Source organism: Polaromonas hydrogenivorans (assembly GCF_040105105.1).
Lineage (GTDB): Bacteria > Pseudomonadota > Gammaproteobacteria > Burkholderiales > Burkholderiaceae_C > Polaromonas > Polaromonas hydrogenivorans.
In genome coordinates this window covers 3998832-4013468 of sequence record NZ_CP157675.1, presented here as the reverse complement: position 1 = coordinate 4013468, position 14637 = coordinate 3998832, and the positions used below count along the sequence as shown (strand labels likewise).

13 protein-coding genes are annotated in these 14637 nt (G+C 66.2%); 10 read left to right on the top strand and 3 right to left on the bottom strand.

All coding sequences use genetic code 11. The features are described 5' to 3' along the window. Positions 1-53 precede the first annotated feature (53 nt). Together ABLV49_RS19240 and ABLV49_RS19235 are read right to left on the bottom strand one after the other, a co-directional pair. Positions 54-1361, bottom strand: coding sequence for a sensor histidine kinase (locus ABLV49_RS19240; protein WP_349278988.1), 1308 nt, complete (start codon positions 1359-1361; stop codon positions 54-56). Continuing rightward, positions 1358-2071: a response regulator transcription factor gene (locus tag ABLV49_RS19235; protein ID WP_349278986.1), complete on the bottom strand. Its 714-nt coding sequence runs from the start codon at positions 2069-2071 to the stop codon at positions 1358-1360. Before ABLV49_RS19235 ends, ABLV49_RS19240 begins: the two co-directional genes overlap by 4 nt. A 154-nt stretch (positions 2072-2225) precedes the next feature. Here ABLV49_RS19235 and ABLV49_RS19230 point away from each other — a divergent pair, with 154 nt between their 5' ends. The 7 genes from ABLV49_RS19230 to ABLV49_RS19200 all read left to right on the top strand — a co-directional run bounded on the left by ABLV49_RS19230 (position 2226) and on the right by ABLV49_RS19200 (position 9712). Further along, positions 2226-2645, top strand: a complete 420-nt coding sequence (locus ABLV49_RS19230) for a hypothetical protein (protein WP_349278984.1) — start codon at positions 2226-2228, stop codon at positions 2643-2645. Further along, positions 2642-2983 carry a cysteine rich repeat-containing protein gene (locus ABLV49_RS19225; RefSeq protein WP_349278983.1) on the top strand — a complete coding sequence of 114 codons (342 nt, stop codon included), beginning with the start codon at positions 2642-2644 and terminating at the stop codon, positions 2981-2983. Before ABLV49_RS19230 ends, ABLV49_RS19225 begins: the two co-directional genes overlap by 4 nt. Before the next feature lie 12 nt (positions 2984-2995). Beyond that, a complete protein-coding gene (locus ABLV49_RS19220) occupies positions 2996-3850 on the top strand; it encodes a sterol desaturase family protein (protein ID WP_349278981.1) in 855 nt (284 codons plus the stop codon). 170 nt (positions 3851-4020) lie between these two features. Next, the gene (locus tag ABLV49_RS19215) at positions 4021-5244 is read left to right on the top strand and encodes an MFS transporter (RefSeq protein WP_349281809.1); all 1224 of its coding nucleotides are present in this window, start codon (positions 4021-4023) and stop codon (positions 5242-5244) included. A 58-nt stretch (positions 5245-5302) separates the two neighbouring features. Continuing rightward, entirely contained in the window at positions 5303-5812 is a 510-nt protein-coding gene (gene ssb / locus ABLV49_RS19210; RefSeq protein WP_349278979.1) for a single-stranded DNA-binding protein, read from the top strand. Positions 5813-6067: 255 nt separating this feature from the next. Next, positions 6068-8203 carry a hybrid sensor histidine kinase/response regulator gene (locus ABLV49_RS19205; protein ID WP_349278977.1) on the top strand — a complete coding sequence of 712 codons (2136 nt, stop codon included), beginning with the start codon at positions 6068-6070 and terminating at the stop codon, positions 8201-8203. A gap of 171 nt (positions 8204-8374) precedes the next feature. Further along, positions 8375-9712: a MipA/OmpV family protein gene (locus ABLV49_RS19200; protein WP_349278975.1), complete on the top strand. Its 1338-nt coding sequence runs from the start codon at positions 8375-8377 to the stop codon at positions 9710-9712. A gap of 86 nt (positions 9713-9798) precedes the next feature. On the opposite strand, the gene mnmA is transcribed toward ABLV49_RS19200, so the two are convergent. Beyond that, positions 9799-10983, bottom strand: coding sequence for a tRNA 2-thiouridine(34) synthase MnmA (mnmA, locus tag ABLV49_RS19195; RefSeq protein WP_349278973.1), 1185 nt, complete (start codon positions 10981-10983; stop codon positions 9799-9801). A gap of 50 nt (positions 10984-11033) precedes the next feature. Here mnmA and ABLV49_RS19190 point away from each other — a divergent pair, with 50 nt between their 5' ends. From ABLV49_RS19190 to tcuB, 3 genes are all read left to right on the top strand, one after another. Further along, positions 11034-11966: a LysR family transcriptional regulator gene (locus tag ABLV49_RS19190; protein ID WP_349278972.1), complete on the top strand. Its 933-nt coding sequence runs from the start codon at positions 11034-11036 to the stop codon at positions 11964-11966. Between the two features lie 83 nt (positions 11967-12049). After that, positions 12050-13459 (top strand): FAD-dependent tricarballylate dehydrogenase TcuA, encoded by a 1410-nt coding sequence (tcuA, locus tag ABLV49_RS19185; RefSeq protein WP_349278970.1) that lies wholly within the window; start codon positions 12050-12052, stop codon positions 13457-13459. Then, positions 13446-14630 (top strand): tricarballylate utilization 4Fe-4S protein TcuB, encoded by a 1185-nt coding sequence (tcuB, locus tag ABLV49_RS19180; RefSeq protein WP_349278968.1) that lies wholly within the window; start codon positions 13446-13448, stop codon positions 14628-14630. The genes tcuA and tcuB overlap by 14 nt, the downstream gene beginning before the upstream one ends. Positions 14631-14637: the final 7 nt, after the last annotated feature.

Here is a 14637-nt window from a genome sequence, read left to right as displayed (position 1 = left end):
AAAATTTTCCATCATAGTGCGAAGCCCTGTTTCGGGTACAGGCCCGGGCAAGTTCAGGGCTCGGCGGCCAGCGGAAAACGCAGTTGCACCGCCAGGCCGGGTCCGGCGTCCAGCAGCGTCATCTCGCCGCCATGGCGCTGCACGCTGCGCTCGGCGATGGCCAGCCCCAGCCCGGTGCCCGGCAGTCCACGGTCATGGCTGCCGCGAAAGAACGCCTTGCGCAGGGCGTCCATCTGGCCCGGCGCAATGCCCGCGCCGTGGTCGCGAACGGTCAGCACCGCATGCGTCGGGCTGGCCTGCAGGCTGACCACGACCGGCGGCTGGCCGTATTTGGCGGCATTGTCCAGCAGGTTGACCAGCAAGCGCTCCAGCGCGGCGCTGCTGGCCGGCTGCAGCCACAGCGCTCCGGCAGCAAGCAGTTCCAGCCGCACGCCCTCATGGTCGCCCGAGTCCAGCAGGCGCCGGGTCAGGGCCGCCAGATCGACCCGCTCGTCCAGCGGCTCGGCCGAGGCGCGGGCCAGGTCGAGAAACGCGCCCACCAGGCGGTCGGCGGCCTGGACGTTGCGCACGATGCTGGCCTGCTTGTCCCGCACGCCCGGCGCGTCGGGCAGCAGCTCGGCGGCCATGCGGATGCGGCCCAGCGGCGAGCGCAGGTCATGCGAAATGCCGGCGAGCATCATGTCCCTGGCCTCGTCCTGCTGCGTGCGCTGGGCGGCGAATTCGGCGAATTGCCGGGTCAGCTGGCGCACCTCGGCCGGTCCCTGGGCGTCTGCGGGCAGGGGCGGGCGGCCGGTCGCGGCAAAGGCTTTCACGCTGGCCTGCAAGTCCTGCAGCGGCCTGGCGATGCGCCGGCTGAGCCAGGCCGCGCCAGCCACGAACACCAGCAGGGCAATCACAAAGCCCAGCGTGCCCCGGCGACGGATGTCCGGGCCTTCGAGCATGCCGCGCACGCCGACCCAGACCCGTTTGTCGCCGTCCTGCAGCTCCAGCCACGTCGTGGCGCGGCCGGTGCGGCCGCTGACGGCCAGGCTCGCCACCGGCAGGCCCTGGGCGCGCAGCTCGGACAGCAGGGCGCGGTAGCGGGGAATCAGCGGCATCACCCGGGCATCGTCCGGGGGCGGGCCGGGCTGCAACTCGACCAGGGATGTCACCGTTTGGGTGCGCGGCAATCGCGGCGACTCGCCCCGGGCCAGCTGCTGGCGCACCGGCTGGAGCGCCGACACCCACAGCGGCGCCGTGGCGCGCGCAAAAATACTGGCCTGCTCGTTGAACAGCAACACGCTGAACACCACCGCCAGCAAGAGCCCGGCCGCCAGTTGCAGCAGGAAAATCCGGGCAAACAGCGAATCAAACCATTTCATGGCAGGCGGCTGCCGGTGAACACATAGCCTTCGCCGCGCACGGTCTCGATCCACTCCCGCCCGCCGGGCGCCGCCTTGAGCTTTTTGCGCAGCCGGGCGACCTGCACGTCCACCGCCCGGTCCAGCGGCATGTAGCTGCCGGGCTGCACGGCGGCGCACAGGGCTTCGCGCGAGACGCTGATGCCGGCCTGGCTGGCCAGCGCCAGCAGCAGCTTGAATTCGCTGGAGGTCAGCGGCAGCGCCTCGGCCTGGCAGGTGGCGCGCCGGGCCAGCAAATCCAGGCTCAGGCCGTCAAAGTGGAGCAGGGTGCGCCGGCGCGCGGATTGGCCCCGGCGCGCCAGCGCCCGGATGCGCGCCACCAGTTCGCGCGGCTCGAATGGCTTGCCCAGGTAGTCGTCGGCGCCCAGCTCCAGGCCCAGAACGCGGTCGAACGGGTCGCCGCGCGCGGTCAGCATCAGCACTGGCAGGTCGTTGCCGGAGTCGCGCAGCCGGCGGCAGACATCCAGGCCGTTGGCGTCGGGCAGCATCAAATCGAGCAGCAGCACGTCGGGCTGGCGTTGCGCCAGGGCCGCCAGTCCCAGTGCGGCGGTGCCGGCGCTGCGCAGCTGCATGCCCTGGCCCAGCAGCAGCTCGCCGACCATGCCGGCCAGCTCGGCGTCATCGTCAATCATCAGCACCGTGATGAGGTCCGTGGGCAAAGAGGTGTCCATGGTGGGCAAGTGTAAGCAGCCCGCGCGGCGCGTGGCGCCATGTTTCAGCGCGGACATATTTCGTCATCCGATGACAAACACAGCCGCGCGTACTGCGGGTGTAATTTGGCTGTGTCCATCACAAACCCTTCAACTTTATTTCCAGGAGTTCCCCATGAAAATGTCTATTCCGCTTTATGGCGCCGCCCTGCTGGCACTGGCCACGCTGGCCTCCCCGGCGCTTGCACGGGAGCGCCACAGCACCTTCAGCGACGCCCAGGGCCGAACCGCCAGCCATGATGCCAGCCGCGTCCAGGGCGATGTGTCCAGCAGCAGCACCGGCCCGAATGGCAAGGCCACGTCGCGCCTCGTGGACCGCCAACCTGGCCAGACCACCGCCACCAGCACCGGGCCTGCCGGGCAAACGGCCACGCGCCAGACCAGCCGCGCCAACGGCGATGTGTCCAGCACCCTCACCGGCAGCAACGGCGCCACCGCCTCGCGCCTGGTGGACCGCTCGGCGCAAGGCACGCAGGCCACGCTGACCGGACCGAACGGCCAGACCTCGACCCGCGAAACCACCCGCCAGCCATGAAAGCCAGGCAACTCCTGGCGGGCAGTCTGCTGCTGCTCTGCGCCCTGTCCAGCTGGGCCGGCAATGCCGCCACGCCCCAATCGGCCTGCCGTGCCGACTATTCAAGGTTGTGCGCCGATACCCAGCCCGGCGGCGGGCGGATTGCGCAATGCCTGAAGGCGCACCAGGGCGAACTCTCGGGCGCCTGCCAGGCCAGCATGGACATCATCAGCCAATGCGGCGAGCAGGTGAAAAAGCTCTGCGGCACGCAAACCGGCCGCGCCGAGGTCAGGCAGTGCCTGCAAGCGCATGCCAATGACCTGAGCGCCGAGTGCCGGGCCGCCATCGCCTCGCGCTGAAAGCCCGCCGCCATGCACGCCGAACTTGCCAGCCCCGCCCTTTCGCCCGACCTGATGCCCTGGCTTCTAGGCCTGGCGGGGCTGCTGATTGGGGTCGCCACGCTGGAAGGCCTGGCCAAGACTTTCATCTACAAGCAAGCCTACGACTGGCAGGCCTATGCCGCATCGCTGGTCGATGCGCTGCTGCGCCGCGTCGCGGACGGCCTGGGCCTGTCGCTGGCAGTGCCGGTGCTGGCCTGGGTGCATGCGCACCGGCTCTGGACCATCGAGCTTGCCGGCCCGCTGGCCTGGGGCCTGCTGTTTATCGGCCAGGAGTTTTTCTACTATGGCTACCACCGCGCGGCGCACCGGGTGCGCTGGTTCTGGGCGACCCATTCGGTGCATCACTCGCCGAACGAGCTGACCCTGATGGCTGCCGTGCGGCTGGGCTGGACCGGCAAGCTCACGGGCACCGCGCTGTTTTTCGTGCCGCTGGTCTGGCTGGGTTTCTCGCCGGTGGCGGTGCTTGGCGTGGTGGCGCTCAATCTGCTCTACCAGTTCTGGCTGCATGCGCCGTGGATGCCGCGCCTGGGGCCGCTGGAATGGGTGCTGAACACGCCGGCCCATCACAGCATTCACCATGCGTCCAACCCCGAGTACCTGGACTGCAACTATGGCGGCGTGCTGATCGTCTTTGACCGGCTGTTTGGCACCTTCACCGAGGCCCGGCCGGACGTGCGGATCAAGTACGGCCTGACCGAGCCGCTGCACAGCTACAACCCGCTGCGCATTGGCCTGCATGAATGGTTCAGGCTGGGCCGCGATGCCTGGAAGGCGCCGGGCTGGCCGGCGCGCGCGCGGGTGCTGTTCGGCCCGCCGGGCGGGTAGGCCGGCGCCCGGCGGGCCGGCAGCTGCCTGGCTCCATCAAAATTCGTTCAAGCACAATAGAGAGGTAACCCTTGCTTTCCGGCAAGCCAAGCGTGGCGCCATCGGGCCACATTCAGCCGTTTTGTTACCTTGACCTCTTCATCGTGTCCTCTACTCCTCAGTCGTTTCCGATGACCGCCACCGAGCGGCGCGCCAGCTTCTCGCTGGCCTCGATCTTTGCCCTGCGCATGCTCGGGCTGTTCCTGGTGCTGCCGGTGTTTGCGTTAGAGGCGGCGCGCTATCCGGGCGGCGACGACCCGGCCCGGGTCGGCCTGGCGATGGGCATTTACGGGCTGACGCAGGCGTGTCTGCAAATTCCGTTCGGGCTGGCGTCGGACTGGTGGGGCCGCAAGCCGGTGATCGTGGCCGGGCTGCTGATGTTCGCGCTGGGCAGTTTTGTGGCGGCCTGGGCGCCTGACCTGCACTGGCTGATCATTGGCCGCGCCATCCAGGGCGCGGGCGCGATTTCCGCCGCCGTCACCGCGCTGCTGGCCGATACCACGCGCGACGAAGTGCGCACCAAGGCGATGGCGCTGGTCGGCGGCAGCATTGCCCTGATGTTCGCGCTGTCGCTGGTGGTCGCGCCGTGGCTGGCCGGGCATATCGGCCTGCATGGCCTGTTCGCGCTGACCGGCTCGCTGGCGCTGGCCGGCATTGCCGCCGTGCTGTGGTGGGCGCCGGCCGAGCCGCGCATCCACGCCAGTGTGGCGCGCGGCAGCGTGCTGGAGGTCTTGCGCGAGCCGGCCCTGCTGCGGCTGAACTTTGGCGTGTTCGTGCTGCATGCGGTGCAGCTGGCGATGTGGGTGGCGCTGCCGGCGCTGCTGGTGGCCGCCGGGCTGGACAAGTCGCTGCACTGGGAGGTGTACCTGCCGGCGGTGCTGGCGTCGTTCGTGGTCATGGGAATGACGCTGTTTCCGCTCGAAAAGCGCGGCTACCTGCGCGCCGTGTTCCTCGGCGCGGTGGGCCTGATCTTCCTCGTCCAGATCGGCTTGCTGTGGACGGTGTCATCGTCGGCCGTCCCCAGCCTGGGCTGGCTGGGCGCGCTGCTGGTGCTATTTTTTTGCGGCTTCAACGTGCTCGAAGCCAGCCAGCCCAGCCTGGCCTCGCGCGTGGCGCCGGCGCATGCGCGCGGCGCGGCGCTGGGGGTGTACAACACGCTGCAGTCGCTGGGATTTTTTGCCGGCGGCGCGGTGGGCGGCTGGATCACGAAAAACCACGGTCCGCAGGGGCTTTTTGCGGTGTGCGGCGGCCTGATGCTGCTGTGGCTGGTGGTCGCCTGGCCGATGAAAGCCCCTGGCCGCCCGGCGCGCGCCATGCCGGCAGATAAGCAGCCCCAGCGCCGCCCGGCCAGTTAAACTCCGGGGCAGCACTTCGGGGATTTGGCTCCGGGGAATCGTTAAGGAAAAACACACCATGGCATCAGTCAACAAAGTCATCATCGTCGGCAATCTGGGCAAAGACCCCGAAATGCGCAGCTTTCCGAGCGGCGACCAGGTCGCCAACGTCACCATCGCCACCACCGACAAGTGGAAGGACAAGCAGTCCGGCGAAATGAAGGAAGCCACCGAATGGCACCGCGTGGTGTTCAACGGCCGGCTGGCCGAGATCGTCGGCCAGTACCTGCGCAAGGGCTCGCAGGTGTATGTCGAAGGCAGCCTGCGCACGCGCAAGTGGACCGACCAGAGCGGCGTCGAAAAGTACACCACCGAAATCCGCGCCGACCAGATGCAGATGCTCGGCAGCCGCCAGGGCATGGGCGGCCCCGCTGCCGGCCATGACGATGGCGGCGGCTACGAAGCCCCGCGCCAGGCCGCCGCACCGGCCAGCCGTCCGCCGGCACCCCGGCAGGCCCCGGCACCCGCGCCTGCGCCCTCCAGGGCCTCCAGCGGTTTTGACGACATGGACGACGACATTCCGTTTTGATGTGTACCTGCGACTAATTCGGTAAAGAATTTAATTAAAGCCTTGATTTATCAAGGCTTTTTTACAGCATCAAAGGCTAGCCGTCATGTTGATTGCACTGCACAAGAGTGCGCACTCCCCATCGGTCGTGTGCCAGGGCATCGCCAGCAGCAAGGAAAGCGCGGCGGGGTTCTCCATGCGCCAAGCCGCCGCCTGCAAGTTGACGGCGTATCTGCTCCCCAGGTGTTCTTCTGAGCGTCCAGAACACGGCGTTTCATGAAACGCCTGAAATTTCCTCTGCGGGGCCAGATTTTCCTGGTGGTCGTCTTGAGCCTGGGATTGATCTGGGCCACCGCCTTTTTTGAGCTTGATCGCAGCGAGCAGAGTTACCTGCACGAGGCGGAAGTCAGGACGGCCGTGCAGGCGCGGGTGTTTGCCGAGTATTCACGTTCCGCGATCAAGCGGGTCAACGAGGTGATCCTGAACACCCGCCCTGACTGGACAGGTGACTGGAAGGATTTTTCCACGGTCATCCAGCACAGCCAGGACAGCATTCAAGACATTACTTTTCAGGTCAGCGTGATTGACCGGGACGGTTTCCTCGCTTTTTCAAATCTGGCGAGACCAGCGGAGCGGACTGATTTGAGCCAGCGCGAGCATTTCAAGGTGCATCAAGAGGCCGCCAATGCAGATGCCCTGTTCATCAGCAAGCCGGTCAAGGGAAAGGTTTCCGGCAAATGGTCGATTCAGTTCACGCGGCCGATTCTTAAAAATTCCGCTTTCGACGCTGTTCTGGTGGTATCCGTCAGTCCGGATGTGTTCTCGCAGTTCGCCAGAACCATGGGCGTCGGGCCGGGCGGTAGCGTGGCCTTCGTGCGCGACAGCGGTGAATTCATGGCGCGCTATCCGGGCGGCGCGCCCAGCGAGAACCAGGCCGTGATGGACGCGCCCTATCTCAAGGCCGATGCGCCCGAGACCGGAAATTTCCGCCACGTTGAAGGTGGCGCGGAGCAAATCGTGGGCTATTACAAAGCGCCGGAATACGGCCTGACTTTCCTCGTGGGCGAGGCAGTCAGCGAAGTATTGGCGCCGTATTACGCGGCGCGCCAAGAGGTGCTGAGCGTGGCCGGCGTGGTCAGCGCGCTGGCGGTTTTTCTCTTTTTCATGCTGCAGCGCTCGCTCAGCGCTTCAGACCGGTTAAGGCAGGATCTGATGCTGGAAAAACAGCGGGCCGAAGAAGCCAGCATTGCCAAGAGCCAGTTTCTTGCCAACATGTCCCACGAAATACGCACCCCCATGAATGGCGTCATGGGCATGGTGCAATTGCTGCTGCAAACCCCGCTGAATCACGAACAGCGGGAATTTGCCCGCCATATTGCCCTGTCGGGCGACGCTTTGCTGATGATCATCAATGACATCCTTGACCTGTCAAAAATAGAGGCCGGGCACATGGAGTTTGAGAGCCGGACGTTCTCGGTGGCGACGCTGACGCACACCGTCACCTCCCTGCTCCAGTTGAGGGCGAAGGAAAAGGGCCTTGAATTCCAGGTCAGCGTCAGCGCTGATGCGGCCGGCGCCTATGTTGGCGACAGCTTGCGCATCCGGCAGGTTCTGCTCAACCTCATCGGCAATGCCATCAAGTTCACCGCGCAGGGCTCGGTCTGCGTGACGGTGAGTTCCGTTGCAGCGGGACTGCGTTTTGAAGTCACTGACACCGGCATCGGCATTCCGGCGGCGGCGCAGGACCGGCTGTTCTCGAATTTCAACCAGGTCGATTCCTCCACCGCCCGTAAATTCGGCGGCACCGGTCTGGGGCTGGTGATCTGCAAGCGCCTCGTCGAAGGCATGGGGGGGTGCCTGGGCATGCAAAGCACTGAAGGGCAAGGCAGCCGGTTCTGGTTTGAGCTGCCCCTGAAGGCCGGCACTGAAACGCCTGTCGAGAGTGCATTGACGTTTTCAATGCCAGCCGCAGAGCCGCAAGCCGCCACCTTTTCGTCCCCGGCGCCGGCCCGGCAAAACCCGCTACTGCGTGTGCTGCTGGTGGAGGACAACAGGACCAACCAGCTGGTCGTCATGACCATGCTCAAGCGCCTTCTCTACAGTGTCGAGCTGGCTGAAAACGGCATGGAGGCGGTTGCGGCCACCCGAAAAGAGCGCTATGGACTGATCCTCATGGACATGCAGATGCCGCAAATGGACGGTCTTGAAGCCACCCGCCAGATTCGCCTGCTTGAGGGGCCGAACCGGCAGATTCCCATCGTCGCGCTCACCGCCAGCGCCATGCTGTCTGATCAGCAGGCCTGCCGGGATGCCGGCATGGACGATGTGCTGACAAAGCCTGTGGACTACAAACTCCTTGCGGCCTGCCTGGCGCGCTGGACCGCGGCAAGGCCAGCCGTCGCGCTCACCTGAGAGAAAATCCAGCCCTGAATGACATCGGCCGGCATTTTCCTGATGCGGATTTCAGCATCTTAAAAAATCATGATTACAAGCTTTTTACCTTTTCATTTTCTTCAACTCCATCGTGGCGTTTTCCCGCGTGTCCTGATCAGCACTGCGCTGGCAGCGGCCGGCTTGTCCCTCATGGCGCCGGCCCGCGCCGACGCCAGCCTGGAGCCGCTGACCAACATCCTGTCGGTGCCGGGCAGCGCGGGACTGGGCGTGGTCACGCATTTCGAGCGCTCGCCCTACCTTGAAGCCGGCAACCGCTACGACATCCTGCCGCTGTACCTGTATGAAGGCGAGCGGTTTTTTCTGCATGCCAACCGGGGCGGCGCCAAGCTGCTGAACGGCGACGCGCAGCGGGTGGACCTGTTCGTCGAGCAGCGGCTCGAAGGTTTTCCGGCCGACCGCCTGCCGGCCAGCCTGGCTGGCATGGCCACGCGCGATTCCGGGATTGACCTGGGCCTGTCGTGGCGCTGGCGCCAGCCCTGGGGCACGCTGCAGGCCGAGCTGCTGCACGATGTGGGCGGTTTTTCGAAAGGCAGCGAAGCTCGCCTGGGCTACACCTACGACTGGCGTTCCGGTCCGTGGAGCCTGCGTCCCAGCCTGAGCGTGGCGCTGCGCGATGCCCGGCTGAACAACTATTACTACGGCGTGCGGGACAGCGAAGCCACGCCCGGCCGCGCCGCCTATGCGCCGGGCGCGGGCGTCAACACCTCGCTCGGCCTGTTCGGCTCCTACGACCTGTCCCAGCGCTGGCGCCTGCTGGCCGGCGTGTCGGCGACCGTGCTGGACCGCAAGATCAAGGACAGTCCCATCGTGCAAAAGCGCGTGCTGCCCGGCGTGTACGTGGGCGCGGCCTATGACTTTGGCGGCCACCAGCGTGAATGGGCGCAGGACGGCTCGCCCACTTACTTCAAGCTGCTCTACGGCAAATCCACCGACGACGGCTGCCACCTGATCAAGATTCTCACCGCGCAATGCCTGTCAACCGCCACGGTCAACCCGACCAGCATTTCCGCCATCCAGGTCGGCAAGCCTTTTCTTCAGAACGTGAACGGCTGGCCGCTCGACTTCGTGGGTTATGCCGGCCTGACGAGCCACAACGAGCGGGGCCTGCAGGCCAACGGCGTGCAGCTCGACCTGTTCATGAAGGCGTTTTACTCCGGCTTTCCGTGGAGCAACCGGGTCAAGACGCGGCTTGGCATGGGCGTGGGCGTGTCATTGGCACAGCGGGCGCCCTACATCGAGGCCAGCAGCCAGGCGGCCAGCGGCAAGCCGGCTTCGCGCCTGCTCAACTACCTGGACCCGACGATTGACGTCAGCCTGGGCGACCTGCTGGGTTCGCGCGTGCTCAAGGACACCTTCATTGGTGTTGGCGTGTCGCACCGCTCGGGCATTTTTGGCTCGTCGCGCGTGCTGGGCAATGTCAACGGCGGCTCCAATTACCTCTACACCTATGTCGAGTCGGCGCTTTGAGTTGGTGGATTTGCTATTCTTTTAATAGCTGATTGTGCATATGCTGTATGCGCAAATGGCATTTTTTATCTAAAAATTGGTCGTTTTCAGGCCATCGCCGGCTTGCCGCCGGGCAGGTTCTGCACATTGCTCGAAGCAATCACGCCGCCGCCCAGGCAAACCTCGCCCTGGTAGAGCACGGCCGACTGGCCCGGCGTCACGGCCCACTGGGCTTGTGAAAAATCCAGTTCGCAGTCGCCGGCCGTGGCGCTGACCAGTTCGCAGGCCGCGTCCGCCTGGCGGTAGCGCGTCTTGGCGGCCATCGCTCCCAGGGCCGGCGCGCTGCCCGCCACCCAGCTGCAGTCCTGCGCATTGAGCAGCGTCGATTGCAGCCACGGATGATCGTGGCCCTGCACCACCCACAGCGTGTTGCTGTCAAGATCCTTGCGCGCGACAAACCACGGTTCATGCTCGCCCACGCCGCGCTGGCCGCGCGCCTGCGCCGCCTTCAGGTCGGCACCCCGGGCTTTCACGCCGCCAATGCCCAGTCCCTGGCGCTGGCCCAGCGTGTAGAAGCTCAGGCCGACGTGTTCGCCCAGGATGCGGCCCTTGTCGTTTTTGATCGGGCCGGGCGCCCTGGCGATGTAGCGGTTCAAAAAATCGCGGAACGGGCGCTCGCCGATGAAGCAGATGCCGGTCGAGTCTTTTTTCTTCGCGTTCGGCAGGCCGATCTCGCCCGCGATGCGGCGCACCTCGGTCTTGTGCAGCTCGCCGACCGGGAACAGCGTCTTGGAAAGCTGCGCCTGGTTCAGCCGGTGCAAGAAGTAGCTCTGGTCCTTGGCCGGGTCCAGGCCCTTGAGCAGCTCGTGCAGTCCGGTTGCCGGGTTCTGCCGCACGCGCGCATAGTGGCCGGTGGCGATTTTTTCGGCGCCCAGCCGCATCGCGTGGTCCAGGAAGGCCTTGAACTTGATCTCGGCGTTGCACAAAATGTCCGGATTCGGCGTGCGGCCGGCCTGGTATTCGCGCAGGAATTCGGCGAACACGCGGTCCTTGTAATCGGCGGCGAAGTTGACATGCTCGATCTCGATGCCGATCACGTCGGCGACGGCCGCCGCATCGACGAAGTCGATGTTGGACGAGCAGAATTCGCTGTCGTCGTCGTCTTCCCAGTTCTTCATGAAGATGCCGATGACCTCGTGGCCCTGCTGCTTCAGCAGGTACGCGGTCACCGCGGAATCGACGCCGCCGCTCAAACCCACCACGATCCGTTGCTTGCTGTGTTGCTTGTCCATAGGTGTGCGATTATCCCGCGATGACCCGCTTGCGTTTTTGACCCGCCGCCATGGAACTTCGGCAACTCCGGTATTTCGTTCGTATCGTCGAACTCGGCAGCATGAGCCGCGCCGCGCTGGACCTCGACCTGGTGCAGTCGGCCCTGAGCCAGCAAATCAGCCGGCTGGAGGGCGAGCTGGCCACCCGCCTGCTGCAGCGCAGCAGCAAGGGCGTGGTGCCGACCGAGGCCGGGCTGGCGTTTTTCCGCGAAGCGCAGCTGACCCTGCGCCACGCCGAGCAGGCCGTGCGCGCCGCCCAGCAGTCGCGCCTGAGCGGCACGGTGAGCGTCGGGCTGGCCTCGACCACCGCCGTGGTGCTGGGCGTGCCGCTGATGCGGGCGATGCGCGCGCGCTATCCCGATGTGCGCCTGCACCTGGTCGAAAGCATGTCGGGCCATCTGACCGGCATGCTCAATGCGCGGCAGCTGGACCTGGCGGTGCTGTTCGACACCGGCGCGGCCCGGCGCTGGAGCGTGATGCCGCTGCTGGAGGAAAAGCTGTACCTGATGCGCCCGCGATCCACGGGCGAGGCCCCTGTTTCAACCAGCATGGCGCAGCTCGAAGGCGTGCCGCTGATCCTGCCGACGGGCGCGCACGGCCTGCGCAGCACGCTCGATGCCGCGTTTGCCCGGGCCGGCATCAAGCCCCAACTGGTGGCCGAAGTGGACTCGCTGACCATGCTGATGGATGCGGTGTGCGCCGGGCTGGGCTGCACGGTGCAGCCCTGGGCCGCGCTGGGCCGGGTGCAGGACGCTGCGCTGCGCCTGCAGTGGAGCGAAATTGCCGATGCCCAGGTGCGCCGCAGCAACGCGCTGTGCAGCCTGTCGGACGACGAGCTGTCGCCCGCCGCGCTGGCCACGCGGGTGGTGCTGGCCGACTGCGCCCGCGCGCTGGTGCGTTCCGGTCAATGGGCGGGGACGCGGCTGATCCATCACGATTCGTGATGCCCCCATCGTGATCCGGGGCTGAGCAAAAGCGCCTGCGACCCCTAAAGTTGGCACCTTTCCTGGCAAAAGCAGAGGTGGCTATGACGGTCGATGTACTGGTGATTGGGGGCGGCAATGCGGCTTTATGCGCGGCGCTGATGGCGCGCGAGGCCGGCGCCAGCGTGCTGCTGCTCGAAGCGGCGCCGCGCGAATGGCGCGGCGGCAACTCGGCCCACACGCGCAACCTGCGCTGCATGCACGACGCGCCGCAGGACGTGCTGACCGACGCCTATCCCGAAGAGGAATTCTGGCAGGACCTGCTCAAGGTCACGGGCGGGCAGACCGACGAAGCGCTGGCGCGCCTCACGATCCGCGCGTCGAGCCACTGCCGCGACTGGATGCGCGGCCACGGCGTGCATTTCCAGCCGTCGCTCTCGGGCACGCTGCACCTGAGCCGCACCAACGCCTTTTTCATGGGCGGCGGCAAGGCGCTGGTCAACGCCTACTACCGCAGCGCCGAAAAGCTCGGCGTGCAGGTTCGCTACAGCGCGCCGGTGGACCGTCTTGAACTGCAGGACGGCCGCTTCGTGGCGGCCTTCGTGGGTAGCGAGCGCATCGCCGCCAAAGCCTGCGTGCTGGCAGCGGGCGGCTTCGAGTCCAACCGCGAATGGCTGCGCGAAGCCTGGGGCCAGAACGCGCGCGGCGAATGGCCATCTGACAACTTCGCGATTCGCGGCACGCGCTTCAACCAGGGCGTGCTGCTCAGGCAGTTGCTGCAGGCCGGGGCCGACACCATCGGCGACCCGACACAGGCCCACATGGTGGCGATTGACGCCCGGGCGCCGCTGTATGACGGCGGCATCTGCACGCGCATCGACTGCGTGTCGCTGGGCGTGGTGGTGAACCGCGAGGGCCGGCGCTTTTATGACGAGGGCGAGGATTTCTGGCCCAAGCGCTATGCCATCTGGGGCCGGCTGGTGGCGCAGCAGCCGGGGCAGGTGGCCTATTCGGTGATTGACGCCAAGGCCGCAGGCCGCTTCATGCCGCCGGTGTTTCCCGGCACCCGGGCCGATACGCTGCCGGAACTGGCGCAAAAGCTCGGCCTGGACGTGCCCGCCTTCATGCAGACGCTGAACGGCTACAACGCCGCCTGCCGGGTCGGCCGCTTCGACCACACGCTGCTCGACGACTGCCACACCGAGCAATTGCTGCCGGCAAAGACGCACTGGGCGCGGTCAATCGACAAGGCCCCGTTTTATGGCTACGCCCTCAAGCCCGGCGTGACCTTCACCTACCTGGGCCTGAAAACCGACGAAACCGCTGCCGTGTCGTTTGGCGGCGTGCCCAGCGCCAACCTGTTCGTGGCCGGGGAAATGATGGCCGGCAATGTGCTCGGCAAGGGCTACACCGCCGGCGTCGGCATGTCGATTGGAACGGCTTTTGGCCGCATTGCGGGCGTCCAGGCTGCGCAGGCAGCTATGAAATCAGGAGTACATCATGCAGCAGCTTGAAGCCTTGGCGCGCGATGCCGTGGCGCTGGCCAATGGTGGATGGGCCAGCCCCATCGTGCTCAACGCACCTGAAGCCGAGGTCGCGCGGCAGATGCAGATCTGCAATGCCTGCCGCTACTGCGAAGGTTTTTGCGCCGTGTTTCCGGCCATGACGCGCCGGCTGGAGTTTGGCAAGGCCGACATTCACTATCTGGCCAACCTGTGCCACAACTGCGGCGCCTGCCTGCATGCCTGCCAGTACGCGCCGCCGCATGAGTTCGCCGTCAATGTGCCGCAGGCCATGGCCCAGGTGCGGGTCCAGACCTATGTGGACTACGCCTGGCCGCCGGCGCTGGGCAGGCTCTACCAGCGCAACGGCCTCACACTGTCGCTGGCGCTCGCGGCCGGGCTGGCGCTGTTCCTGCTGCTGGCGCTGGCGCTCAACGGCACGCTGTGGGGCGGCGGCCTGCAGGGCAACTTCTACAAGCTGTTCCCGCACAACCTGCTGGTCGGCATGTTTGCGCCGGTGTTCCTGTGGGCGGTGCTGGCGCTGGGCCTGGGCGTGCGGCGTTTCTGGCACGATGTGACGCCCGCGACCTCGGGCCTGCCCGTCACCTCGCCTGCAGCCGCCGAGGCGAGCGGCGACGTGCTGCGGCTGAAGTACCTGGACGGCGGCCATGGCGACGGCTGTCATAACGAAGACGATGCCTATACGCTGTCGCGGCGGCGCGCCCATCACCTGACCTTCTACGGCTTCATGCTGTGCTTTGCCGCCACCAGCCTGGCCACGGTGTACCACTATGCCTTCGGCTGGTCAGCGCCCTACGACCTGCCCAGCCTGCCCAAGGTGCTGGGTGCGGTCGGCGGCGTGAGCCTGCTGCTGGGCACGGCGGGGCTGTTCAGGCTGAACCTCAGGCGCCATCCACAGCACGGCGACGCGGCCCAAAAGCCGATGGACCTCGGCTTCATCGCGCTGCTGTTCTTCACCAGCCTGACTGGCCTGGCGCTGTGGCTGGCACGCGCAACGCCGGCGCTGGCGGCCTTGCTGGCCGTCCATCTGGGCGTGGTGATGGCGCTGTTTGCCACGCTGCCTTACGGCAAGTTTGCCCACGGCATTTTCCGCACCGCCTCGCTCTTGCGCCATGCGGTCGAAAAACGCCAGCCCAATCCCGTCGGGCTGAGTGCCGACTGAAATTTTT

What these genes read in the sequence shown, in the direction of transcription:
- ABLV49_RS19240 (WP_349278988.1), bottom strand. Translation starts at nt 1,361, where the DNA reads ATGAAATGGTTTGATTCGCTGTTTGCCCGGATTTTCCTGCTGCAACTG.
- ABLV49_RS19235 (WP_349278986.1), bottom strand. Translation starts at nt 2,071, where the DNA reads ATGGACACCTCTTTGCCCACGGACCTCATCACGGTGCTGATGATTGAC.
- ABLV49_RS19230 (WP_349278984.1), top strand. Translation starts at nt 2,226, where the DNA reads ATGAAAATGTCTATTCCGCTTTATGGCGCCGCCCTGCTGGCACTGGCC.
- ABLV49_RS19225 (WP_349278983.1), top strand. Translation starts at nt 2,642, where the DNA reads ATGAAAGCCAGGCAACTCCTGGCGGGCAGTCTGCTGCTGCTCTGCGCC.
- ABLV49_RS19220 (WP_349278981.1), top strand. Translation starts at nt 2,996, where the DNA reads ATGCACGCCGAACTTGCCAGCCCCGCCCTTTCGCCCGACCTGATGCCC.
- ABLV49_RS19215 (WP_349281809.1), top strand. Translation starts at nt 4,021, where the DNA reads ATGACCGCCACCGAGCGGCGCGCCAGCTTCTCGCTGGCCTCGATCTTT.
- ssb (WP_349278979.1), top strand. Translation starts at nt 5,303, where the DNA reads ATGGCATCAGTCAACAAAGTCATCATCGTCGGCAATCTGGGCAAAGAC.
- ABLV49_RS19205 (WP_349278977.1), top strand. Translation starts at nt 6,068, where the DNA reads ATGAAACGCCTGAAATTTCCTCTGCGGGGCCAGATTTTCCTGGTGGTC.
- ABLV49_RS19200 (WP_349278975.1), top strand. Translation starts at nt 8,375, where the DNA reads ATGGCGCCGGCCCGCGCCGACGCCAGCCTGGAGCCGCTGACCAACATC.
- mnmA (WP_349278973.1), bottom strand. Translation starts at nt 10,983, where the DNA reads ATGGACAAGCAACACAGCAAGCAACGGATCGTGGTGGGTTTGAGCGGC.
- ABLV49_RS19190 (WP_349278972.1), top strand. Translation starts at nt 11,034, where the DNA reads ATGGAACTTCGGCAACTCCGGTATTTCGTTCGTATCGTCGAACTCGGC.
- tcuA (WP_349278970.1), top strand. Translation starts at nt 12,050, where the DNA reads ATGACGGTCGATGTACTGGTGATTGGGGGCGGCAATGCGGCTTTATGC.
- tcuB (WP_349278968.1), top strand. Translation starts at nt 13,446, where the DNA reads ATGCAGCAGCTTGAAGCCTTGGCGCGCGATGCCGTGGCGCTGGCCAAT.